Genomic DNA, 21,408 nt, shown 5'->3' with positions numbered 1-21,408 from the left:
GGTCGGATCAATCAAGGGGGGGCGCCAGTGCGGTCGGCCTAGATACCGACAGCGGTATCGCCGAATTCACCGTCATCACGGTCTGCATCTTGAGCGAATTCGACGAAATTCGTCATCGTCATCGGACGACCGAACAGGAAGCCCTGCGCCAGGGTCGCACCCAGCTCGCGCAGCATGGTCATCTGCTCAGCGGTTTCAACACCTTCAGCGACGGTTTCCAGCTTCAGCGAATTGGCCAGGGCCAGAATGGTCTCAACGACGATCCGCGAATGCTCATTGGTCGCCATATCGCGAACAAAGCTCTGGTCGATCTTGAATACGTCGAACGGCATGCGCGTCAGATAGGACAGCGAGGAATGCCCGGTGCCGAAATCATCGATGGCGAAGCTGACACCGCGATCCCGCAGCGGCTGCACCTGTTCGGTGACGCGGTCCGGGTTTTCCATGGCAATGGATTCAGTCAGTTCCAGCTCAAGCAATTCCGGCGGCAGGTTGGCATCTTCCAGGGCCTGGTTCACCGATTCCGCGAAGCCGGTGCGCTCGAATTGCATGGCGGAGACATTTACCGCCACCGGCACATTGAGGCCAAGGGCGCGCCATTCGGCTGCATCGCGGCAGGCCTGGCGCAGGACCCAGTCGCCGATCTCGCCGATCAGGCCGCATTCCTCGGCGGCCTCGATGAAGGCACCCGGTGACAAAAGCCCGGCCGTCGGATGCTGCCAGCGCACCAGGGCTTCCGCACCGGCGACACCGCCATTCTTCATGAACAGCTTGGGCTGATAATGGACCACCAGCTGGTCGTTCTGGACGGCATCGCGGAGCTCGTTTTCCAGTACCAGGCGCTCGAATGCGGACTGATTCATGGTCGGCTCGAAGAATTGCGCCGCGGAGCCGCCGGCCCGTTTGGCATGCGCCATGGCAAGGTCGGCATGACGCATGAGCGTTTCCGGATCAGCACCATCCTGCGGGAAGACCGCAACGCCGATCGAGGCGCCCAGGAAGACCTGGTGGCCGCTGATCTCGAAGGGCAGGCGGATCGCATCAACCAGCTTGTTGGCCACCCGTGCCGCATCTGAACTGTCTTCGATCTTCGGCAGCAGCACGGTGAATTCATCTCCACCGAGACGGGCCACCATGGACGGTTCGGTCAGATTGTCTAACGCCATGTCACAGCCGCGTGCGACTTCGGTCAGCCGGCGTCCAACCATTTCCAGCAAGCGGTCACCCTCGCCGATGCCCAGGCTGTCATTGACGCGCTTGAAACGGTCCAGGTCGATAAACAAAACGGCACCGGAACCGCCGTCCTCAAGGGAGCGGCGGGCCACGCGTTCGGTCTCCTTGCGGAAGCGTTCGCGGTTCGGCAGCTCGGTGACCATGTCGACATAGGCCAGACGGTGAATACGTTTCAAATTGCCGTCGAGACGCGCAAACATGCGGTTGAACGCATTGGCCAGAACCTCGAGCTCATCGCCGGTATCGATGCGGATTCGCATGTCCAGCGTCTTCGAGGAAGCCAGGCGGGCGGCGTCGGTCAGCGTCTGGATCGGGCGCAGGGCGCGACCGACCAGTAGCGCCGCCATGGGCAGGAAAATTCCGAGCGCAAACAGGGCCAGCAAGGCCTGGCGCTGGATCATGGCATTGCGCGATGCGACCAGCTCATGCAGTTCCTGCTTGGCGTAGACAATGCCAGCGAGGCGGCGAGCTTCGGTGTAGACCGGTACCGCGACTTCGAGCGTGATCCCGTCGAGGTCATAACGCAGATCGCCAGCGCCGAGGGAGACCACCGCCAGATTGGCAGCGCGTCGTCCGACCCGGTCGCGATTATCCGCATAGGCCTCGCCCAGCATCTCGCGATGATTATTGATGACGTAGAGTTCGGTGAAATTGCCGGACTCGAGGAGGTTCTGGAGATAGGTTTCGATAGAGCTATCGTCGCGGACGGTGATCGGATTCACCAGTCGCGTTGCGGCCGCCTGTAGCGTCGCTATCGACCGCTCGATCATGAGATTGCGCGTTTCCCTTTGCGCAGACATGCTCTCGAGCGTCATCAGCATGGAGGTGGTCGCGAAAATCAACATGCCGGTGAGAATAGTGAACTTCATCACCAGCGAACGCATGACCCGCGACACCGCTTTGCGGATGGGTGCCATCTTTACCCCGTTTATGCAGCCCCCAAGCTGCGTTTATTCCACCAAGAACGGGGCGCGCTCATGCGTCTTTTGCCCCTTTACGAGGAGCAAAGTGCCATCAACCACTTGAGGTGTGGTTAATGCTGCAGACTTTTTTCGACAAATTTGAATTTGGGCGTTCAGGCGCCGTTTACTCAAACTCGATTCCGGCTTGCTCTGCCAGGGCTTTCAGCCCGGTTTCCGGACGGGCGCCGAAGTGGGAGATGACCTCTGCGGCGGCAATAGCTCCCATGCGGCCGGCCTCTTCGAGCGAGCGTTTCTGAGCCAGGCCAAGCAGGAAACCGGCAGCGAAGAGATCGCCGGCGCCAGTAGTGTCGACCAGTCGAGCAACCGGAGCGGCCGGGACTTCAGCCGTTTCATCGCCGGAGACGATGATCGCGCCCTTCTCGGAGCGGGTCACAGCGGCGACTTCGACCTCTTTGCGGACACGCGCAATGGCGCTGTCGAAATCGGTCTCGTAGAGAGCGCAGATCTCTGCCTCATTCGCGAGCAGGATATCGATATGGTTGGCGACCAGGTGCTGGAAGGCCGGGCGGTGACGCTCGACACAGAACAAGTCGGACAGGGTCAGCGCCGTGCGGCGATTGGAGGCAGCGGCCAGTTCGGCGGCCCGGACATAACCGCGCTTGGCTTCCTCGCGGTCGAACAGATAGCCCTCGAGATAGACAATCTCGGCGGCCCGAAGCTGGTCGGCACCGTGCTCGACATCGTCTTCCGTCACCAGGGCTGCAGCGCCGAGGAAAGTGGACATGGAGCGCTGGGCATCCGGGGTCACATTGATCAGGCAGCGCGCAGACGCCGGACCGTCGACAAGCGGCGGGGTGTCGAAATCAACCCCGATGGCGCGGATGTCGTGCGTGAAGATCTCTCCCAGCTGGTCAGCCGCGACCTTGCCGATATAGGCGGCACGACCACCGAGGGAGGCGATGCCCGCGACGGTGTTGGCTGCGGACCCACCGGAGGCTTCCTTGCCCGGTTCCATGGCGGCATAGAGCTCCTTGGCGCGATCTTCATCGATCAGCGTCATCGCCGCCTTGGCGATGCCTTGCGCTTCTAGAAACTCGTCGCTCGCCGGGGAAAGAACGTCAACAATGGCGTTACCGACGGCCAGCACGTCGTAGGAAGCGTTAGACATGGGATGATCCTGCTTGAAGAGGCGGGTTTGGGTCGCGCCGACACCTAGAGCGCAAAGCTGAAGAGTTCAAGACTTGCTGCCAGAAACCAGTCCGATTAGGCAGGGCACGATATCCGGAGTGCCTGAAATGAAAATCGCGTTTCTGACCGCCAGCTGTATGCTCAAAGACCACCCCGATGCCCGGGTTGATTACTGGGAGCATGATCTGGAAATGGCCGAGCTGGGGCCGGCCTGCGCTGCGGCGGATATTCCGCTGGACGTCTGGATTTGGGATGACCCGGCTTTCGACCCGGCTGTTTATGACGCCATCATTATCGGCACGACCTGGGACTATATGGAAAAGCCGGAGGCCTTTGATGCCGCACTCGGGCGGTTTGCCTCGCAGTCTCGCCTTCTCAATCCGCTCAAGACGGTGCGCTGGAACATGCGCAAGACTTACCTTCAGGACTTGGCCGCGTCCGGCGCTCGGACCATTCCGACCGTCTGGGGCGATCGTGCTGATGCCGGCACGATTGCCGCGGCCTTTGATCAAATCGGGGCTGATCAGATCGTGATCAAGCCCGTTCTCGGTGCCGGTGCCTGGCGCCAGGCGCGCTTGCGGCGCGGCGAGGCTCTACCGCCGGCTGACCAACTGCCGCCGGCCGAATGCATGATCCAGCCCTTCCTGCCGGCCGTGATCGAGGAGGGCGAATACTCCTTCCTCTTCTTCAATCGCCAGTTTTCGCACTGTGCGCTGAAGCGCGCCAAGGCTGGGGATTATCGCATCCAGTCGAGCTATGGCGGTCACGAGGTGACGCACAGCCCGCAGCCGGAGGACATCGCGCGGGCCCGCGCCGTGCTGGACCATATCGAGGGCGAGCTCCTTTACGCCCGCGTCGACATGCTGCGGGGTCTCGATGGCGAGCTGGCGGTCATCGAGGTCGAGCTGATCGAGCCGTATCTCTATCCCGAACAGGGCAAGGGGATGGGTGAGGTGTTTGCCCGGGCACTGAAGGACATATTGGGGCGCTAGCGGCCTATTTCGGCGCGGGCGTCTTGTCCTTGAACCTGCACAAATCCTCCACCGGGCAGCGCCAGCATTCCGGTTTGCGGGCCTTGCACAGATAGCGGCCGTGCAGGATCAGCCAGTGATGGGCCCCCTGTTTGTATTCATCCGGGGTGATCTTCTCCAGCCGGGCCTCAACTTCATCCGGGTTCTTTCCGGGAGCCAGCTTGGTCCGGTTTGAGACCCGGAAAATATGCGTATCGACCGCAATCGTCGGCACGCCGAAGGCTTCGTTGAGCACGACATTGGCGGTCTTGCGCCCGACACCCGGCAGGGTTTGCAGAGCTTCGCGATCAGCCGGGACTTCACCGCCATACTCGTCGATCAGGCGTTGGGACAGGGCGATCACATTCTTGGCCTTGTTGCGGAACAGGCCGATCGTCTTGATCCGGTTGCGCACATGATCCTCGCCCAGGGCCAGCATTTTCTCAGGCGTGTCGGCTTCCTGGAACAGGAGTTTGGTCGCCTTGTTGACCCCGACATCGGTGGCCTGAGCGGACAAGGCGACGGCGACCAGGAGCGTGTAGGGATTGGTGTAATCCAGCTCGGTCTTGGGCGCCGGCCGGTCCTGGGCTAGCCGGGCGTAGAGATCATGCGCAGCTTCCCGGTTCAGGCCGGGCGTGGCGCGCTTCTTCTTGCGCTTCGGGGCAGGTTTCTTCGCTGTATCAGTCATGCCAGAGACAAAGCAGAGCCGCGCACCAGTGTCATCCCGTTTCCTGCGACCTTCTGTCATTGGCGCGACCGGCCCGGCGCTCTAGATTTCCCGGCGATGCGCACGATCGTGGAAACCTGGCCGGCGGAAGCAGAGGCTGTTGAACCGCATGGCGGTCCGATCTTCATGGATGCGGAGCTGGCGCCGAACCGGTCCTTGCGCAATCCGGCCTTCATTGCCCTGATGATTGCGATCGCGGTGATTTCCTTCATCGCCGGCGTGATTTTCATCACTATCGGCGCTTGGCCGGTGACACCCTTCTTCGGGCTCGACGCCCTGCTGGTCTGGCTGGCTTTCCGGATTTCCTATCGCGATGGCCGGGCGCGCGAATGGGTCAGGGTCGATGCGCGGGATATCGAAGTGACGCGCCGCCATGCGACCGGACATGTGCGCCGCTTCCGCATGCCCACAGCCTGGGCCGCCCTGCGCATTCTCAATCCCAAGGAACACCACGCCCAGGTCGCCCTGACCGTGCATGGCAAGTCACTGGTCCTGGGCTCTTTTCTCAGCCCGCCGGAACGCGAGGCGTTTGGTGCCGCGCTGAAAGATGCGATCGGTCAGGCCCGGCAAACGCCGCTGGCGCAAGAACCGGGTGGTTCACTGCATTAAGCCCGCTTAGTCTGAGGCCATGAACGCTCCGACCTATACTCTTGATGAAGCCAGCCGCGATTATCCGCGCGTTACCGAAGTGCTTGAATATGTGGGTGACAATTGGCGCGATCATCCTGATCTCGACACGCTGGCGACGCTGGCCGGTTTGTCGCCGCATCACTTCCAGCGGGTCTTCAGCCGCTGGGTGGGTTTGTCGCCGAAGAAATATATCAACGCCCTCGCCCATGGCACTGCCCGCGAGGCGATGGCAGATGGGGCCAGCGTGCTCGATGCGAGTTTCGAAGCCGGATTGTCAGGCCCGGGGCGGCTGCATGATCTCTTTATCGCCCATGAAGCTGTCACGCCGGGCGATGCCCGCCGCCGTGGCCGTGGCCTGTCCTTCCGCTGGGGCCTGGCACCGACCCTATTTGGTCCCGGTGTCTTCCTGATCGCGCCCCGTGGCTTGTCCGCACTGGCTTTCGCGGACCCTGACGAAGCCTCCGCCTTTGCCGATCTGGAAGCCCGCTATCCGGCGGCCGAATTTGTCCGGGATGATGCGCTGGCCCGGGAGTGGGCGGATCGGATTTTCGTTGATCCGGGCGATAAACCCATCCCCCTGGCGCTCTATGGCACCCCCTGGCAGCGACAGGTCTGGCGCGCTTTGCTGGCCATACCGGCGGGGGCGACGACAACCTATAAATCGATCGCCGAAAAAGTCTGTACGCCCAAGGCGTCGCGGGCTGTCGGTGCGGCCGTGGGTGCCAATCCGATCTCCTGGCTTATCCCCTGTCACCGCGTGCTGGCAGGAAATGGCAAGCTGACCGGATATCACTGGGGTGTTGAACGCAAGCGCGCCATGCTCGCCTATGAGGCGGCCAGGCGCTAAATAGGGGTCATGTACGATCCGCTTTACTATGCCGCTGCCATCCTCTCCGCCGTAGCCCTCGCCCTATTGGCGCGCTGGTTCTTCGGCCGCCGTCAGATCGCCTCTGAGGCCCGCGAGGACTGGGAGGCGCGCCAGGAACGCTCTCTGGCAACGATCAAGGGCGTCGACCAGGCGACGTTCGAGCGCATTTTCATCTCGGCCCACGAGCCGCGCTGGTCGCTCTATGCCGCCGGGACGTTGATCGGTGTCATCCTGATATCGCCCCTTGCTGGGGTGTTTCTGATGTGGGCCTGGCCGGCCTTCACCTCCATGCTCGATGGCGGGCCATGGTATGATGTCGGCTATTACCCGTGGATGTTCTACATGTTCTTCGGAATGGTCGCGCTCTGGGCTGGCGTGGGTTTTGTCGCGTCGCGGCTGTTCTATGCCCGGCGTCCGGAGCCTTTCCGCGCCGCTCTGGCCCGCGCCCGCGGTGAATCGCTGGATGATGTCGAGCTGCCGCGTAAACGACCGGCCTGGGCCAAGCGGGCCCGGCCTGATCCGAAGCCGTCAAACGAGAAGTCGAGCGAATAGATGCAATATCTTCACACCATGATCCGTGTCAGCGATGTGGATGCGAGCCTGCGGTTTTTCTGTGATGGCCTGGGCCTGAAGGAAATCTCGCGTTTCGACAGCGAGCCGGGCCGCTTCACCTTGATCTTCCTCGCTACGGACGAGGATATCGCCCGCTCTGGCTATGAGGGTGGTAAGATTCCCGACGGTCTGCCCTGTGTCGAGCTGACCCATAACTGGGATCCGGAAGATTACACAGGCGGCCGTAATTTCGGTCACCTCGCCTATCGGGTCGAGAATATCTACGAGACCTGCGCCCATCTCGACGGCATGGGCTACACCATCCACCGCCCGCCGCGCGATGGCCGCATGGCTTTCGTCAAATCCCCGGACGGCATTTCCGTCGAACTGCTGCAACGCGGTGACAGCCTGGAAGCGGCTGAGCCCTGGGCGTCGATGGAGAATAGCGGCAGCTGGTAAGGGTTTAGCCCGCCGCGCCCTCATCGCGCGCCTGCAGATCAGCAAAGCGTTTGCCCGGCTCATCCTCGAAGCTTTCCGCCAGCACGGTCAGGCGCTCGATGCGGTCGGCGCGAAAATAGCGGAAATCATCGCGCAGTTCACACCAGGCGGTAAGCAGCCAGACGCGGCCGAAACAGGTCAGCGCCAGTGGGCGGATGATACGGGTCGTCTGCTCGTGCTGCAGCGAATTGTAGCGGATCCGCAGCTTGCGCTTGTCGGTAATGGAATTGCGCACGGGAGCAAAGGCTTCCGGGCGCACGCTTTCATCCAGCAGTGAGGCAAATAGTGGCGCCGAGCGCAGGCGTTCCTTGTGGGTATCCGGCAGGGCGTGCTCAATCTTGGCTAGGGCTTCGCCGGCTGCGGCCGCAAGGTCGCGATCGGCGGTGGCCCGCACGAAGCGGGCGCCGAGCGCCAGGGCATCGAGCTGTTCAAAGGAGAAGTTCAGTGGCGGCAGGTCAAAGCCCGGACGCAGAACATAACCGACGCCAGCCTCGCCATCGATCGGCGCTCCGGAGTCCACCAGATGGGCGATATCGCGATAGATAGTGCGTTCGGAAACATCGAACTTCTCGCCCATTTCCTGGGCCGTGACTGCGCCAGGTGCGGCTTCCCGCAGCGCCTGCACGATCCGGATCAAACGTTCCGCACGCCTCATGACATCTCCTGCCCTTTGGTCCTGACAAGGATATGTCAGTATTTGCCTGGGCGGGCAAGTTGAGCCGGCTTCAGCCGCCAATCACATTCTGCATGGAGTAAGCGCCGATCGGCCGCCCCTTTCCGCCATTGGCCATCCAGCGCGCGGCTTCCAGCGCACCCTTGGCGAAAATGGCGCGGTCATAGGCCTTGTGGGAAATGGTCAGTTCTTCCAGCTCGGCGATGAAGCGGACGGCATGCTCGCCGACGATGGACCCGCCGCGATTGACGGAGAATCCGATGGTGCCCAGTTCACGCGGACCGGTTGAGCCGCGCCGTGACCAGACCCCGGCTTCTTCCAGCGTGACACCGCGCTTTTTCGCGGCAGCGCGACCCAGCATCAGGGCCGTACCGGAGGGTGCGTCGGTCTTCATACGGTGATGGGTTTCGTTGATCTCGATATCCCAGTCGCGCGCCGACAGTGCCGCTGCCTGGGCGACCAGGGATTCGGCAACGGCGACACCAAGCGAGAAATTCCCCGCCTTGAGGAGCGGGATCTGTTTCGCGGCTGCTTCCAGGCGTTCATCCTGGTCGGCGGTCAGCCCGGTCACACCGGTGATCAGGGCCGGACCTTTGAGCGCGGCCAGTCTTTGTGCCGCGGCAACCGTCATCGAGGGCAGGCTGGCGTCGACGACAAGGTCTGCATCGGCAATCGCCGCTTCAAGCTCAGTCTCGGCGACAACGCCAAGCCGCGCACGATCGAGCAATTCACCCAGATCCTGTCCCGCTCGGGGGGATTCCGCACGCACAACGGCGCCGACCAGGGCGCAATCCTCGCTATCCAGGATCGCTTTGCAGATGGCCTGGCCCAACCGTCCGGTTGGCCCAAGTACGGTGATATTCACCCCGTCAGTCATCAGCTTCCCCCTGTAATCATGAAATCGGCGACTTTTTCAAACAGATAGGATCCGGCGATCGGGACGACCGGGATCAGGATGTAAAATGCGAACCGTGTTGTGACACCGGGCGATAGAGGCCATTCCGGTCGCTGCTCGATCCAGATTTCATAATCGGTCAGTCCAGCCAGTGCGCTGGCCGCGTCAGGATCGCCGGCGAGCGCGCGTTCTCGCTGTTGCGACATGGCTTCATGGATGCGGTCTAGTTCTGCCGTTTTTGCAGCCCGGATGCGGTCATGCACCGGTCGCACCGCGCTGGTGGAAACGGAAACCGCCCCGACAATGGCGAAGCCGACACCGATCAGGCCTGACCAGAGTTGATTGGCATCGACCAGGAAGAGCAAAAGAATGGCCGCCATGACCATCCAGGACAAGGCGGCGCGCAAACCGATCGATCCGTAAACGCTGAGCCGGTCGAGATGGAAAAGGTCGACCTCCACATGGTCAAGGATCAGGCGTTTCAGGGCCCCGCCCTCGCGCGCGACGTCATAGCCGGCGCGAAATCCCACAGCGAAAAGTGGTGGGGAAATCAGGACGAACCATAATCCAACCGAGCTAAGATAGAGATGGATGGGCGCGTCCTGGAGCAACATGATCAGGGCGTTCTGCCCCAGTCCGGCAATGATGCCCAACAACGCCATCAGCCGGTACATCCCGCGCGCGGAAACTGGCAAGCGGCCATCACCGAAATCAAGCGCCTGTTGCTGCCCGTCTGTGGCCACCGTCTCTGCCACCTGGGGCGCAAATCGGGCCCAGTAGCGGCGGCCATTTTCGGTCAGTGCCGGTCCGGCTGTGAAGATCAGGGAGAGGACAAAGGCAATCCAGGCGACATCAGGCAGGCCTCGGGTGCCATCACTACGGGTCTCAATTAGCGGCGGTTGCTGAGTCAGGGTCGAGATCAGCGCATAGGATCCGATGGCGAGCAGGAAGAGCGCCAGTGTCGTGCCCCAGAAGCCGAGCGGCGACAGGCGGTAAATCGCCAGTTCAAAAGGCTCGAAGCGCTCTTCGCTTGTTGTCTTATCCGGGCTCTCGCTCATGCCGCCGGACACTAGGCCGGACCGGGCGGGCTTGTCACCTGTTTCGCGAGGCTGGTTGCCTAGGCGCTGGGGCGGCCGTCATCGGTGGTGACGTCGTCCCAGAACTGGCGGACCTTGTTGAAGAAGCCGTCGGAATCCGGATTGCAGCCTTCGCCGGACAGATCGCAGAACTCTTTCAGAAGCTCTTTCTGGCGATCGGAGAGATTGCGCGGGGTTTCCACGAAGAGCTCGACGATCATGTCGCCGCGGGCACCGCCTCGCAGTCGTGGCATGCCCTTGCCGCGCAGACGCATGCGCCGGCCGGTCTGAGCGCCTTCGGGAATTTTCATCTCGGCCTTGCCGCCTTCAATGGTCGGGACTTCGATGGAACAGCCCAGGGCAGCCTGCACCATCGAGGAGGGTGCACGGCAATACAGGTTCGGTCCGTCGCGCTCGAACAATTCATGCGGCGTGACGGAGAGAAAGATGTAGAGATCGCCGCGCGGCCCGCCACGGGCGCCGGCTTCGCCTTCACCGGCAAGACGGATACGCGTGCCATCTTCCACACCAGCGGGGATCTGGACCTGTAGGGTGCGGTTCTTGCGCACCCGGCCGACCCCATCACAGTCCTGGCAGGGGGTTTTCACATACTGGCCGCGACCACCGCACTGCGGGCAGGTCTGCTCCATGGTGAAGAAACCCTGGGAGCGGCGGATCCGGCCCGCACCGCTACAGGTCGGACAGGTTTCCAGTTCGGTGCCGGGCTCATTGCCTTGGCCATCACAGCGTTCGCATTCCATTGCGGTCGGAACGTCAATCGTCGTGTCCTTGCCGTGATAGGCGTCCTCCAGATTGATCTCCATATCGTAGCGCAGGTCGGCGCCGCGGGCCGGGCCATTGGAATTGCGGCGTCGACCGCCCGTGCCGCCCATACCGAAGACCTGTTCGAAGATATCGGCGAATTCTGCAGCCCCGGCGCCCCCAAAGGGCCCCTGGCCGCCGCCGCCCATACCACCCTGCTCGAAGGCGGCATGACCCATGCGATCATAGGCTGCGCGCTTGTCACCGTCGGACAGAACCGCATAGGCCTCGCCGACTTCCTTGAACTTGGCTTCCGCCTCCGGATTGTCCGGGTTCTGGTCGGGGTGGTATTTCATCGCCAGCTTGCGATAGGCGCTTTTCAGCGTCTTCTCGTCCGCGCCGCGGTCCACGCCCAGCACTTCGTAATAATCGCGCTTGCTCATTGTCTACTCACCATCGCGCAGCACCAGGACTGCGTTCTGCCGCATCTGGCTGGCGACTTCATAGCCGCGCTCCAAGCACAGTCCCGGGGCGCCATCGGTGATGGCTGCACCGGCATGCAGCGTTTCCAGCAATATGGTTCGCGGCCATTTCTGGCGCGGCCACATGTCGAAGAAGGCGGTGAGGACAGGTTCCTCGAAGCCTTCAATATCCATTTTCATGATGTCGACCGCGTCGACACCGGCAGTTTCCAGCACCATGGAGAGCGGCTTCATCGGAATGGAGCCGGTGGTGCTGTTTGCGTCGATCCGAACCTCGCCGCGGTTCGTCTCATCCTGGAGCATGTCGACCAGGCCTTCCTCGGCACCCAGCGCAAAGGGCGCCACGGTGACGGCCTGTGCGCCCGACGCCGAGAGATTGAATTCGAGCCGGCGGCGGTTTTCCGTGTCCGGTTCGATTGCGACGACTTTGACCGAACGGCCCAGGGCCAGCGCGTCGGCCAGAACAGACAGGGTGTACAGACCGGCATTGGCTCCGGCATCGACGAAGACAACATCACGCCCGGCCGGGGCGTTCGCGATGACCTCACGGATCGCCGCGCGTTCGCCGCTATCCCAGGTCCTGGAACCCACAAAAGCGCGTTTCTCGCAGCGGTTATCGCGCATGTGCACGCGAGCGTGCTGGCCCGGAAAAACCTCGACATCCGCGATATCCCGCCCGCCGGACATCAGTAGGCGGCGAACCACAGATTCAGCCGTGCGGCGAAGTCGGTCAGAGGGCAGTTTCATCGCCGCCCGGCGCAACCACTCCTGAAAGGGTGGCAATGCATAGGCCCCATAGGGTGCCTTGACCGGATCGAGATTGCTCATACTGCCCCCTTAAAGTCCGTCCGGCCGGGCATACACCCGGCCGGATTGATCAGACCTTAAGCGTCTTTCTTGGCGTCGTCCTTGTCGTCGACTTCGGAGAATTCCGCGTCGACCACTTCGTCATCGGCCGCCGAGTCGCTCGTCTCGCCTTCCGCGCCGGCTTCTGCCTGCTGTGCGGCGTACATGGCTTCACCGAGCTTCATGGTGGCCTGGACCAGCGCCTGGGTCTTCTGCTGGATGGCTTCGAGGTCTTCGCCATCCTTGACCTCTTTGAGTTCATTCAGGGCGGTCTCGATGGCTTCCTTGTCAGCCGCCGGAACCTTGTCCCCGAACTCCTCGAGCTGTTTCTCGGTCTGGTGGACCATGGCTTCCGCACCGTTATGGGCCTCCACCAGCTCGCGCTTCTTCTTGTCTTCGTCGGCGTGGCTCTCAGCGTCCTGGACCATGGCGTCGATGTCCTCGTCGGACAGGCCGCCAGAGGCCTGGATACGGATCGCTTGCTCTTTGCCGGTCGCCTTGTCCTTGGCGGACACGTTGACGATACCGTTGGCGTCGATGTCGAAGGTGACCTCGACTTGCGGCATGCCGCGCGGCGCCGGCGGGATGCCGACCAGGTCGAACTGCCCCAGAAGCTTGTTGTCCGCCGCCATTTCGCGCTCGCCCTGCGAGACACGGATGGTCACGGCCGTCTGGTTGTCGTCGGCGGTCGAGAAGACCTGGGACTTCTTGGTCGGGATCGTCGTGTTGCGCTCGATCAGGCGGGTGAAGACACCGCCGAGGGTTTCAATACCCAGAGAGAGCGGGGTCACGTCGAGCAGGAGGACGTCTTTGACATCGCCCTGCAGAACGCCGGCCTGGATGGCCGCGCCCATGGCGACAACCTCATCCGGGTTCACGCCCTTGTGCGGATCCTTGCCGAAGAAGGACTTCACGGCTTCCTGGACCTTCGGCATACGGGTCATGCCGCCAACGAGCACCACATCATCGATATCGGACGGCGACAGGCCGGCATCCTTGAGCGCTTTCTTGCAAGGCTCGAGCGTGCGCTTGACCAGATCGTCTACCAGAGCTTCCAGCTTGGCGCGGGAGAGCTTGATATTGAGGTGTTTCGGACCGGACGCGTCAGCGGTGATGAAGGGCAGGTTGACCTCATAGGCGCTCGCCGAGGAGAGCTCCTTCTTGGCCTTTTCCGCTTCTTCCTTCAGGCGCTGAAGGGCCAGCTTGTCCTGGCGCAGGTCAATGCCGTTTTCCTTTTTGAACTCGTCCGCGAGATACTCGACGATCCGCAGGTCGAAGTCTTCACCGCCGAGGAAGGTGTCACCATTGGTGGCCTTCACCTCGAACACGCCATCGCCGATTTCCAGCACGGAGACGTCGAAGGTACCGCCACCGAGGTCGAAGACGGCGATGGTCTTGCCGTCATTCTTTTCCAGGCCATAAGCCAGGGCTGCAGCGGTCGGCTCGTTGATGATGCGCAGGACTTCCAGGCCAGCGATCTTGCCGGCGTCCTTGGTGGCCTGACGTTGGGCGTCGTCGAAATAGGCGGGAACCGTGATCACGGCCTGGGTGACATCGGAACCGAGATAGCTTTCAGCCGTTTCCTTCATTTTCTGCAGGATAAAGGCTGAGATTTCCGACGGCGCATATTTCTTGTCGCGGCCCTGGACCCAGGCGGCGTTATTGTCGGACGGCACAATCTTGTAGGGGACCATGTCGACGTCTTTTTTGACGGTCGGGTCGTCCATATTGCGGCCGATCAAACGTTTGATGGCGAAGAATGTCTGGTCCGGATTAGTGACCGCCTGACGCTTGGCCGGCTGGCCGATCAGGCGCTCGCCATCTTCGGCGAATGCGACCACGGACGGGGTCGTCCGGGCGCCTTCGGAATTCTCGATGACTTTGGGCTGGTTGCCGTCCATGACTGCAACGCAGGAATTGGTGGTACCCAGGTCGATGCCGATGACCTTACTCATGATTTTCGTCTCCGTTTCGTTCAGCGAGACTGCCGGACATCGCAAGCCCTGCAAGCAGGCGCCCGCCATGCGGTAGGACAGTCCCCTTCGGGATCGTCATTGCTGATCCGGTGATGCCGACACCGGAAGTGGTTCAAAGGAGGCGGGAATGACCCCGCGCTTGGTAGGCGATTTAGGGAGGGCTTGGGACGAGTGCAAGGGCGGGTTCATCAAAGCGTCAGCTGTAGAGCAGTCATATGCTATTCTCTAGGCAATAGAGCGGGGAGGTGGAAATGAAGATGCAAGTCTGGATTACGGCGATAGCGGCTTGGACTCTAACTGGCGCGGCTCACGCACAGGACGACTCCGGGTCCAACAATGGTGACTCTGTGTCTCCGGATATGCGCCAGGAGATGGAGCAGCAGATCGGTCCGGATATGAGCGATGTTCGCGCCCATACCGATTCCAGTGCGGCGACGATGAGCGACCAGCTCAACACCCAGGCCTACACATCTGGCAATGACGTTCATTTTGGCCGCAATGAAAGCGGTGGCAACCAAAGCGGAAACCGGCTCCTGGCTCACGAGTTGACACATGTGGTGCAGCAGGGTGGTGGGCCAGGCGGCCAGCAATCCCGAAGCAGCGAAGAGCCATCCGAAGAGGTTGAAGAGAGCGACCGGCGTACTGAGGGACGAGGTAATCGTCGGCGCGGCGAGCAGCGGGATCGCAAGCCGGACTGAAAACGGGTGGGCCCGACCTCAGTGGGGGGCTATATGGGCTGAATGGCTGACACCTATTCCATGCCCGACGGCTTCCGCTATCTCCCGGGGTATTTCGACCGGGCCGCTCAGCAGGCCCTGATCGAGACGGTCATCGAGGCGCGCGGGGATGCGCCCTTCTGGCGTCCGTCCATGCCACGAACCGGCAAGCCGCTTTCGGTGATGATGACCAATTTCGGCCCGCTGGGCTGGGTCACCGATAAGGCCAAGGGCTATCGCTATGAATCTTTTCATCCGCAGACCGGCCAGCCGTGGGCTGCCATGCCTGACGCGCTCCTGACACTCTGGCGCGAAGTCTCTGATTATCCAGCTGACCCCCAAGCCTGTCTGGTCAATTGGTATGCTGCCGACAGCAAGATGGGCATGCATATCGATTGGGATGAAGAGGCGACTGACGCAGCGGTCATTTCGGTGTCGCTGGGGGACAAGGCGCGATTCCGGCTTGGCGGTCCGCAGCGCGGCGGCAAAACGGCGTCCATGGTGCTGAGTTCCGGCGATGTTGTCGTACTCGGCGGGGCGTCGCGGCGCTGCTATCACGGCGTCGACCGGATCTACCCGGGTACATCGACGCTGCTGGGCGAGGAACAGTTCCCCGGTGGTGGGCGGATCAATCTGACCCTGCGCCGGGTGACGATCCCGGCCTAGCCCAACGTCGTAGCAAACCTTAGTCCCACACCGCCGATCACCAGGACGAAAACCGGAAGCATCACTTTCACCACTTGCAAGGCCCAGCTCTCAGGCAGGAAAAAGATGTCGCGCACCCATCCGTCGGTGGTTCCGGTCAGCCGTTTGGCCAGGGTCTGCAATATGCAGGTGCCGCGATTGAGCATGAGGCCCAGGAACACCAGAACCGGACCGATCAAGCCTATAAGCGCGACCCGTTCGCCCTCACCAGTCAGGGCATAAGCGCTCATCGGGATCAGGGTGGCGATGCAATAGGCGAAGACGAGCGTATGGATGAAACGCAGCCAGAACAGGGCAGAATTCATGGATCAGGCCTGGCTGTCCGGCTGACGTGTCAGCGTATCGGAAACGAAATTGAGATCGCTCAGCGCAACCGAGCGCCCGTTCTCCTGCACGATGCGTACATGTTTGCGCTTGAGCTTGCGAGGCTCGGCAACGCCGCAGGAATGAGCGATCATCTCGACATGTTCGGTGATGGTCCTGGCATATTCCGCGACCATGTCGGATTTCTCCCTAACAACGAGGCCTCGCTGCAGGTGTTTCTTGTGCGTGGTTACGCCCGTAGGACAGGTGTTTTCGTGACATTTCAGGGCCTGAATACACCCGAGGGAAAACATGAAACCGCGCCCGCACTGCACGAAATCCGCTCCGGTCGCCAACGCCCAGGCCACGGCACCCGGGATCAAAAGCTTGCCGGAGGCGATAATGCGGATGCGCTGTTTCAGCCCGTGCTTGCGCAGGATCTCGGCGACCATGGGCAGGCTCTCGCGGATCGTGAGTCCGACATTGTCCATCAAGGCCATGGGTGCAGCACCCGTGCCTCCGTCACCACTGTCCACGGTAAAGAAGTCCGGTGCGCTTTCGGCTCCACGCTTGAGGATTTCCTCGCACAATTCATCGAGCCAGCCATAGGCGCCAACAACGAATTTTATCCCGACCGGCTTGCCTGACACCTCGCGGATGCGGGCGATCATGTCTAGGAGGTCGCCGATATTCTCGATATCAGGATGACGGTTGGGCGAAATGGCGGCCTTGCCAACCGGGATGCCCCGGATCTTGGCGATTTCCTTGTTCACCTTGGCCGCCGGCAGGATCCCGCCCTTGCCGGGCTTGGCGCCCTGGGAGAGCTTGAGCTCGAACATTTTAACCTGCGGCAGAGCGGCGATATCGCCAAGGGATTTCTCGCTCAGGCTTCCATCTTCATTGCGGACGCCGAACTTGGCCGTGCCGATCTGGAAGACGATGTCGCATCCGCCTTCCAGGTGAAACTGGGACAGACCCCCCTCGCCTGTATTGAGCCAGATACCGGACTTTTTCGCCCCGACCGACAGGGCCCGGACTGCCGGCTTCGACAGGGCGCCATAGCTCATACCGGAAATGTTGAAAAAGGACGGGGCGTCATAGGGTTGGCGCGCGTGTGGGCCAATACGCATGGGTTGGGTCGCTGCGGCGTCATCGTCGAGAACCGGAAACGGGCAATTGACGAACAGGGCCGTACCGACCGGTGTCATAGGCTTGGTCGAGCCAAAGGGAATGGTGCCGCCCTTGCCCCTGGCAGCGCGATAGACCCAGTCCCGCTCGGCACGGTTGAAGGGCAGCTCCTCGCGGTCCAGGGCGAAGAAATACTGCCGGAAAAACTCGCCCAGCGTGGTGAAGAGGCCGCGGAAGCGGCCGACAACGGGGTAGTTCCGGCGTACCGCATCGGCCGTTTGTGTCGTGTCACGCGCATACATGTACAGCGCGACCAGCGCCGCCACCCCGATCGCGAGGATGAAGAGCTGGGTCAGGATGGACAGGGCGTCAAAAGCCCATTGCGGCAGATTGAACATGCGAACACCCCTCGCTGGAACGCCGCGCATATTGGCGCAGCGCCTGGGCGATGGCGAGGGGTTTCACAGTCTTGTGTCAGGCCTTGAGGTCGACATTGCCGCCGGTTTCACCCGATGGTGTGTCGCCGCCAGCCGGAGCTCCGGCGGAAACGGCAACCATGGCCGCCCGCAAAGTGCGGCTGGAGATCACGAAACCGGTCTGCATGACGGCGGCGATTGTCCCTGCCGGCTGATCCGACGGGATCTGTGCCACGGCCTGGTGCAGGTTGGGATCGAATGCCGAGCCTGGCTCGGGGGCCACTTGCTTGATGCCGTGGTTTTCCATTTTCGACAGCAGGGCCCGCTCGGTCATGGCGACGCCTTCGACCAGGTTTTTCAGCGGTTGCGAGGCCTCTGCCAGGCTGGCCTCGTCTACCGCCGCGACGGCGCGAGACAGGTTGTCGGCGACATCGAGCATGTCGCGGGCAAATCCGGTGATGGCATAGGCCCGGGTGTCGGCCTTTTCCTTGTCGGCGCGGCGGCGCGTGTTCTGTTCTTCTGCGACGGCGCGCAGAAGGCGGTCACGCAAATCGTCCAGCTCGGCTTCCAGCTGTTCGACGGTTTTGCCTTCCGGAGCAGCTTCAGCGGCTTCTGTTTCCACTTCAGCGTCTGCAGCGTCTGCTTCCGGTGCCGGGTTGTTGTCCGTTTCGCTCATTTGTTTTCCTGCAGTCTGTCTCTAACGCCCGCCATCGAGGATTTTCCCGACCACGCGCGCGGTATAGTCGACGAGGGGGATAACACGGGCATAGTTCAGACGCGTTGGTCCAATTACACCCAGAGCCCCAACAATTTCCTGTTCGCTGTTCATATAGGGAGCCACGATCACACTTGAACCCGACAGGCTGAACAAGGGATTCTCGGCGCCGATGAAAAGGCGGACACCATCAGCGTCGCGAGCCCTGTCCATAAGGGCAATCAGCTCGCGTTTGCGTTCAATGTCATCAAACAGAAGGCGGATGCGTTCAAGGTCTTCTGCTGCATCCACATTCTCCAGCAATTTCGCCTGGCCCCGGATGATCAGGGACTGTTCACCCTCCGGACCGCCCCAATCGGCCAAACCGCGCGTCACCAGGGACTGGGCGGCTTCATCCAGCTGGGTCTGGTGTGCGGCCATTTCTTCCTCGATGGCACGTCGCGCTTCACCCAGTGTCCGGCCCTTGAGCCGGGTCGACAGATAATTCCCGGCCTCAACCAGCGCCGCCGGCGGCAAGCCGTCCGGCGTGGTCATCAGACGATTTTCAACGTGACCATCGGCAAAAACCAGCACCGCAAGGGTCTCAACCGGGGAAATCGAAACGAACTCGATATGGCGCAGCGGCGCTTCCTGTTTCGGCGTCATGACCAGTCCGGCCCCGCCGGCCAGGCCGCTGAGCATGGCTGAGGCTTCTCCGAGCAGGTCCTTTACCGGGCGTCCCGTGCCCCCGACCTGGCCCTCGATGGCGCGCCGCTCATTGGCGCTGAGCTCGCCGATCTGCAGCAGACCGTCGACGAACAGACGCAGACCAGAGTGGGTCGGTAACCGCCCGGCGCTGGAGTGCGGTGCGGTCAACAGGCCAAGCCGGGCCAGGTCCGACATGGTGTTGCGGATGGAGGCCGGGGACAGTGACAGTCGCCCGGCCTGCGACAGCGTCCGTGAGCCCACCGGTTCACCGGTTTCCAGATAGCTTTCCACGATCTCGCGAAAGATCGTGCGCATGCGGTCATCGAGTGCCGCGAGGGAGGAAGGCGGGTTGGAAACGCTCATCAATCTCCAGATACGCAATGCTGCGGGCGCATTCAATGCGGCGTTCTCTCGGCTTGGTGCTTGAAGCGCGGGTCAATCACCGTTACCAGCGGCGCTGAAACTTCAGGAGAGCCCTTGATGAGACCTTTCGGCCGTGCCCGTGACGCCCTGCGTGAGATCAGCCTGGAAACCGGTGTTTCCGTTTATGCGGAGGGCTCCTGCATGGCCCGGTTCGGCGGCACGCATGTGCTCTGCACGGCGACGGTCGAGGACAACGTGCCGCCATGGATGCGCGGTAAGGGCAAGGGCTGGGTCACGGCGGAATACGGCATGCTGCCGCGCTCAACGCATTCGCGCATGCGCCGCGAGGCCTCTTCCGGAAAACAGTCCGGCCGGACCCAGGAAATCCAGCGTCTGATCGGCCGCTCCCTGCGTGCGGTCGTCGATATGGAATCGCTCGGCGAGCGTCAGATCACGATAGATTGCGATGTCATCCAGGCCGACGGCGGGACTCGCACCGCGGCGATCACCGGCGCTTGGGTGGCGCTGAAAATGGCTACCAACTATCTGATCGAGGAAGATGTGCTCAAGGCTGACCCGGTCTTCGGCCAGCTCGCTGCCGTGTCCTGCGGCGTCATCGACGGCGAGACCCGTCTCGATCTTGAATACGAGGAAGACCACCGCGCCGAGGCCGATGCCAATTTCGTTCTCACGCCGGGTGGCGGCATTGTCGAGATCCAGGCCACCGCGGAAGACAAGCCGATCCCGGAAGCGGCCTTCGGCGAGCTTTTTGATCTGGCCCGTGCCGGCGTGACCGAGCTCGCGGCGGCTCAGCTTGCGGCCCTTGAAAGCAAATAGGCCAGCGCAAGATTGCACTGACCGCTCAACTGATTATGCTGTGAAGCTGATCTGATCGTCCGATCGGAGAAAAGGCAGACGGCGGGAGTGCGCTGGGGGGCTGAAAATGGCCTGCCCGGACTCTCTAGGGAAGGGGCGTTCCGCGCAGGCCCACTCCCGCCGTCTGTTCTGCCCACATTCCTGCGGGCAAATCCTTTAGCCTTGCGCGCCTATTCGGCGGCGTCCCGGCCTTCTTCCTCATCTTCGTCAAACGAGAGCAGATCTCCCGGCTGACAATCGAGTTCCTTGCACAACGCTTCCAGGGTGGAGAAGCGTACGGCTTTGGCCTTGCCTGTCTTCAGGATTGACAGGTTCGCCATGGTGATGCCGACACGGTCGCACAATTCAGTCAGCGACATGCGGCGCTCGAGGAGCATACGGTCCAGGGTGACGCGAATAGGCATGAGGCGTCTCCTAGATCGTCAGTTTCTGTTCTTGGCGCATTTTCGCACCTTCGCGGAAAATCTCCGCGAACAGGAGCAGGGCGCCTACGGCGATCCACGGCCCCAAGGCTATATCCGGCGTAATCCCGATATTCGAGCCCCCGGCGACCGACCGGTCCATCAGGGTCAATAACATGGCGACAACGCCTTGGGTGACCTGCGCCAGGATCTGATAAGCCGCAATCGCAAGAGCGATAATGCGCAGATGCCCGGCATTTTCCGGCACGAAGGGATCTCCATTGATCAAGGTCAGGAAGATCCGGCGCAGCCGGTGGACGACAATCATCACCGCGGCGATCTCGGCGATCAGCAGCGGAAACCATATCCCTTTTTCACGCAGCGTCTGCAGCAGGGCTGAGAACGCATTGGGCTCATAGCCCATGAAATCCATCAGGAAGGCACCCGCGACAGCGAGCAGAACGAGGGCAGCGATGGCGAGGGCTATCCAGAGGAGAACCCAGATCACGTCCAGTGCGACCTTGATGGCCGAAACAACGGACGCATGTCCCAGTGCTTTCATTCCCTTCCCTTCCCATTCCATCGATAAGGCCGGCCTATTTAGCGTCTAGCGCGCTTTTGAGGCCAGCCCTACCGGGTATTCCAAATCACGCTGCAACCGGAGCAATAGCGTAGAACGCACCGGCGGCGACGGAAATCAGCAGCACCAGGTTGATCGCAACGGATGCGAACGAACGCGTACTGGATTTTTCGGGCCTG

23 protein-coding genes are annotated in these 21,408 nt (G+C 61.8%); 8 read left to right on the top strand and 15 right to left on the bottom strand.

All coding sequences use genetic code 11. The features are described 5' to 3' along the window. Window positions 1-38: 38 nt before the first annotated feature. A complete protein-coding gene (locus tag Q1V51_RS01310; protein ID WP_300551931.1) occupies window positions 39-2,150 on the bottom strand; it encodes an EAL domain-containing protein in 2,112 nt (703 codons plus the stop codon). A 169-nt stretch (window positions 2,151-2,319) separates the two neighbouring features. Continuing rightward, window positions 2,320-3,324, bottom strand: a complete 1,005-nt coding sequence (locus Q1V51_RS01305; RefSeq protein WP_300551929.1) for an adenosine kinase — start codon at window positions 3,322-3,324, stop codon at window positions 2,320-2,322. Window positions 3,325-3,451: 127 nt separating this feature from the next. On the opposite strand from Q1V51_RS01305, the gene Q1V51_RS01300 reads away from it, so the two are divergent. Beyond that, window positions 3,452-4,336, top strand: coding sequence for a hypothetical protein (locus Q1V51_RS01300; protein ID WP_300551928.1), 885 nt, complete (start codon window positions 3,452-3,454; stop codon window positions 4,334-4,336). Between the two features lie 4 nt (window positions 4,337-4,340). Here Q1V51_RS01300 and nth read toward each other — a convergent pair whose 3' ends face one another. Further along, window positions 4,341-5,042 carry an endonuclease III gene (nth, locus tag Q1V51_RS01295; RefSeq protein ID WP_300551925.1) on the bottom strand — a complete coding sequence of 234 codons (702 nt, stop codon included), beginning with the start codon at window positions 5,040-5,042 and terminating at the stop codon, window positions 4,341-4,343. Window positions 5,043-5,138: 96 nt separating this feature from the next. Between nth and Q1V51_RS01290 the strand changes: the two genes are divergently transcribed. The 4 genes from Q1V51_RS01290 to Q1V51_RS01275 are packed head-to-tail and all read left to right on the top strand — an operon-like array spanning window position 5,139 to window position 7,590. After that, a complete protein-coding gene (locus Q1V51_RS01290) occupies window positions 5,139-5,690 on the top strand; it encodes a DUF2244 domain-containing protein (protein WP_300551923.1) in 552 nt (183 codons plus the stop codon). 19 nt (window positions 5,691-5,709) lie between these two features. After that, a complete protein-coding gene (locus Q1V51_RS01285; protein ID WP_300551922.1) occupies window positions 5,710-6,558 on the top strand; it encodes a methylated-DNA--[protein]-cysteine S-methyltransferase in 849 nt (282 codons plus the stop codon). Window positions 6,559-6,567: 9 nt separating this feature from the next. Beyond that, on the top strand, window positions 6,568-7,131 hold the full coding sequence (locus Q1V51_RS01280) for a hypothetical protein (protein ID WP_300551921.1): 564 nt from the start codon (window positions 6,568-6,570) through the stop codon (window positions 7,129-7,131). Continuing rightward, the gene (locus Q1V51_RS01275) at window positions 7,132-7,590 is read left to right on the top strand and encodes a VOC family protein (RefSeq protein ID WP_300551919.1); all 459 of its coding nucleotides are present in this window, start codon (window positions 7,132-7,134) and stop codon (window positions 7,588-7,590) included. Window positions 7,591-7,594: 4 nt separating this feature from the next. Here the strand turns inward: Q1V51_RS01275 and Q1V51_RS01270 are convergent, their stop codons facing one another. The 6 genes from Q1V51_RS01270 to dnaK form a co-directional block, all read right to left on the bottom strand. After that, window positions 7,595-8,284 carry a YafY family protein gene (locus Q1V51_RS01270; RefSeq protein ID WP_300551917.1) on the bottom strand — a complete coding sequence of 230 codons (690 nt, stop codon included), beginning with the start codon at window positions 8,282-8,284 and terminating at the stop codon, window positions 7,595-7,597. A 70-nt stretch (window positions 8,285-8,354) separates the two neighbouring features. After that, the gene (dapB, locus tag Q1V51_RS01265; protein WP_300551915.1) at window positions 8,355-9,179 is read right to left on the bottom strand and encodes a 4-hydroxy-tetrahydrodipicolinate reductase; all 825 of its coding nucleotides are present in this window, start codon (window positions 9,177-9,179) and stop codon (window positions 8,355-8,357) included. Continuing rightward, window positions 9,179-10,255, bottom strand: a complete 1,077-nt coding sequence (locus tag Q1V51_RS01260) for a hypothetical protein (protein WP_300551913.1) — start codon at window positions 10,253-10,255, stop codon at window positions 9,179-9,181. Before Q1V51_RS01260 ends, dapB begins: the two co-directional genes overlap by 1 nt. 59 nt (window positions 10,256-10,314) lie before the next feature. Continuing rightward, the gene (dnaJ, locus tag Q1V51_RS01255) at window positions 10,315-11,478 is read right to left on the bottom strand and encodes a molecular chaperone DnaJ (protein WP_300551911.1); all 1,164 of its coding nucleotides are present in this window, start codon (window positions 11,476-11,478) and stop codon (window positions 10,315-10,317) included. A 3-nt stretch (window positions 11,479-11,481) separates the two neighbouring features. Further along, entirely contained in the window at window positions 11,482-12,345 is an 864-nt protein-coding gene (locus Q1V51_RS01250; RefSeq protein WP_300551909.1) for an FkbM family methyltransferase, read from the bottom strand. 56 nt (window positions 12,346-12,401) lie between these two features. Continuing rightward, window positions 12,402-14,318, bottom strand: a complete 1,917-nt coding sequence (gene dnaK, locus Q1V51_RS01245; protein ID WP_300551907.1) for a molecular chaperone DnaK — start codon at window positions 14,316-14,318, stop codon at window positions 12,402-12,404. Window positions 14,319-14,590: 272 nt separating this feature from the next. On the opposite strand from dnaK, the gene Q1V51_RS01240 reads away from it, so the two are divergent. Both Q1V51_RS01240 and Q1V51_RS01235 read left to right on the top strand, forming a co-directional pair. Next, window positions 14,591-15,037 carry a DUF4157 domain-containing protein gene (locus Q1V51_RS01240; protein ID WP_300551905.1) on the top strand — a complete coding sequence of 149 codons (447 nt, stop codon included), beginning with the start codon at window positions 14,591-14,593 and terminating at the stop codon, window positions 15,035-15,037. Between the two features lie 42 nt (window positions 15,038-15,079). After that, complete coding sequence (locus Q1V51_RS01235) at window positions 15,080-15,721, top strand: alpha-ketoglutarate-dependent dioxygenase AlkB (RefSeq protein ID WP_300551904.1); 642 nt, start codon at window positions 15,080-15,082, stop codon at window positions 15,719-15,721. Here Q1V51_RS01235 and Q1V51_RS01230 read toward each other — a convergent pair. The 4 genes from Q1V51_RS01230 to hrcA all read right to left on the bottom strand — a co-directional run bounded on the left by Q1V51_RS01230 (window position 15,718) and on the right by hrcA (window position 19,372). Then, window positions 15,718-16,065, bottom strand: a complete 348-nt coding sequence (locus Q1V51_RS01230; protein WP_300551902.1) for a hypothetical protein — start codon at window positions 16,063-16,065, stop codon at window positions 15,718-15,720. The two genes, Q1V51_RS01235 and Q1V51_RS01230, sit on opposite strands and share 4 nt — an antisense overlap. 3 nt (window positions 16,066-16,068) lie before the next feature. Next, window positions 16,069-17,589 (bottom strand): FMN-binding glutamate synthase family protein, encoded by a 1,521-nt coding sequence (locus Q1V51_RS01225; RefSeq protein ID WP_300551900.1) that lies wholly within the window; start codon window positions 17,587-17,589, stop codon window positions 16,069-16,071. A gap of 76 nt (window positions 17,590-17,665) precedes the next feature. Next, the gene (gene grpE / locus Q1V51_RS01220) at window positions 17,666-18,283 is read right to left on the bottom strand and encodes a nucleotide exchange factor GrpE (RefSeq protein ID WP_300551898.1); all 618 of its coding nucleotides are present in this window, start codon (window positions 18,281-18,283) and stop codon (window positions 17,666-17,668) included. 21 nt (window positions 18,284-18,304) lie between these two features. Then, window positions 18,305-19,372 (bottom strand): heat-inducible transcriptional repressor HrcA, encoded by a 1,068-nt coding sequence (hrcA, locus tag Q1V51_RS01215; protein ID WP_300551896.1) that lies wholly within the window; start codon window positions 19,370-19,372, stop codon window positions 18,305-18,307. 117 nt (window positions 19,373-19,489) lie between these two features. On the opposite strand from hrcA, the gene rph reads away from it, so the two are divergent. Further along, a complete protein-coding gene (rph, locus tag Q1V51_RS01210; RefSeq protein ID WP_300551958.1) occupies window positions 19,490-20,209 on the top strand; it encodes a ribonuclease PH in 720 nt (239 codons plus the stop codon). Between the two features lie 209 nt (window positions 20,210-20,418). On the opposite strand, the gene Q1V51_RS01205 is transcribed toward rph, so the two are convergent. Further along, window positions 20,419-20,652: a helix-turn-helix transcriptional regulator gene (locus tag Q1V51_RS01205; protein WP_300551895.1), complete on the bottom strand. Its 234-nt coding sequence runs from the start codon at window positions 20,650-20,652 to the stop codon at window positions 20,419-20,421. A 10-nt stretch (window positions 20,653-20,662) separates the two neighbouring features. Continuing rightward, window positions 20,663-21,211 carry a DUF2975 domain-containing protein gene (locus Q1V51_RS01200; RefSeq protein WP_300551894.1) on the bottom strand — a complete coding sequence of 183 codons (549 nt, stop codon included), beginning with the start codon at window positions 21,209-21,211 and terminating at the stop codon, window positions 20,663-20,665. Between the last annotated feature and the right edge of the window lie 197 nt (window positions 21,212-21,408).

The organism is Maricaulis sp. (assembly GCF_030149235.1).
Classification (GTDB): domain Bacteria; phylum Pseudomonadota; class Alphaproteobacteria; order Caulobacterales; family Maricaulaceae; genus Maricaulis.
This window is presented reverse-complemented; position numbering and strand designations above follow the sequence as displayed.

Coding starts and splice junctions, on each gene's coding strand:
- Q1V51_RS01205 (WP_300551895.1), bottom strand. CDS start 20,652: ATGCCTATTCGCGTCACCCTGGACCGTATGCTCCTCGAGCGCCGCATG.
- Q1V51_RS01275 (WP_300551919.1), top strand. CDS start 7,132: ATGCAATATCTTCACACCATGATCCGTGTCAGCGATGTGGATGCGAGC.
- dnaJ (WP_300551911.1), bottom strand. CDS start 11,478: ATGAGCAAGCGCGATTATTACGAAGTGCTGGGCGTGGACCGCGGCGCG.
- Q1V51_RS01290 (WP_300551923.1), top strand. CDS start 5,139: ATGCGCACGATCGTGGAAACCTGGCCGGCGGAAGCAGAGGCTGTTGAA.
- Q1V51_RS01305 (WP_300551929.1), bottom strand. CDS start 3,324: ATGTCTAACGCTTCCTACGACGTGCTGGCCGTCGGTAACGCCATTGTT.
- Q1V51_RS01310 (WP_300551931.1), bottom strand. CDS start 2,150: ATGGCACCCATCCGCAAAGCGGTGTCGCGGGTCATGCGTTCGCTGGTG.
- Q1V51_RS01230 (WP_300551902.1), bottom strand. CDS start 16,065: ATGAATTCTGCCCTGTTCTGGCTGCGTTTCATCCATACGCTCGTCTTC.
- Q1V51_RS01225 (WP_300551900.1), bottom strand. CDS start 17,589: ATGTTCAATCTGCCGCAATGGGCTTTTGACGCCCTGTCCATCCTGACC.
- Q1V51_RS01235 (WP_300551904.1), top strand. CDS start 15,080: ATGGCTGACACCTATTCCATGCCCGACGGCTTCCGCTATCTCCCGGGG.
- grpE (WP_300551898.1), bottom strand. CDS start 18,283: ATGAGCGAAACGGACAACAACCCGGCACCGGAAGCAGACGCTGCAGAC.
- Q1V51_RS01200 (WP_300551894.1), bottom strand. CDS start 21,211: ATGAAAGCACTGGGACATGCGTCCGTTGTTTCGGCCATCAAGGTCGCA.
- Q1V51_RS01300 (WP_300551928.1), top strand. CDS start 3,452: ATGAAAATCGCGTTTCTGACCGCCAGCTGTATGCTCAAAGACCACCCC.
- Q1V51_RS01250 (WP_300551909.1), bottom strand. CDS start 12,345: ATGAGCAATCTCGATCCGGTCAAGGCACCCTATGGGGCCTATGCATTG.
- dnaK (WP_300551907.1), bottom strand. CDS start 14,318: ATGAGTAAGGTCATCGGCATCGACCTGGGTACCACCAATTCCTGCGTT.
- dapB (WP_300551915.1), bottom strand. CDS start 9,179: ATGACTGACGGGGTGAATATCACCGTACTTGGGCCAACCGGACGGTTG.
- nth (WP_300551925.1), bottom strand. CDS start 5,042: ATGACTGATACAGCGAAGAAACCTGCCCCGAAGCGCAAGAAGAAGCGC.
- Q1V51_RS01280 (WP_300551921.1), top strand. CDS start 6,568: ATGTACGATCCGCTTTACTATGCCGCTGCCATCCTCTCCGCCGTAGCC.
- Q1V51_RS01260 (WP_300551913.1), bottom strand. CDS start 10,255: ATGAGCGAGAGCCCGGATAAGACAACAAGCGAAGAGCGCTTCGAGCCT.
- hrcA (WP_300551896.1), bottom strand. CDS start 19,372: ATGAGCGTTTCCAACCCGCCTTCCTCCCTCGCGGCACTCGATGACCGC.
- Q1V51_RS01270 (WP_300551917.1), bottom strand. CDS start 8,284: ATGAGGCGTGCGGAACGTTTGATCCGGATCGTGCAGGCGCTGCGGGAA.
- rph (WP_300551958.1), top strand. CDS start 19,490: ATGAGACCTTTCGGCCGTGCCCGTGACGCCCTGCGTGAGATCAGCCTG.
- Q1V51_RS01285 (WP_300551922.1), top strand. CDS start 5,710: ATGAACGCTCCGACCTATACTCTTGATGAAGCCAGCCGCGATTATCCG.
- Q1V51_RS01240 (WP_300551905.1), top strand. CDS start 14,591: ATGAAGATGCAAGTCTGGATTACGGCGATAGCGGCTTGGACTCTAACT.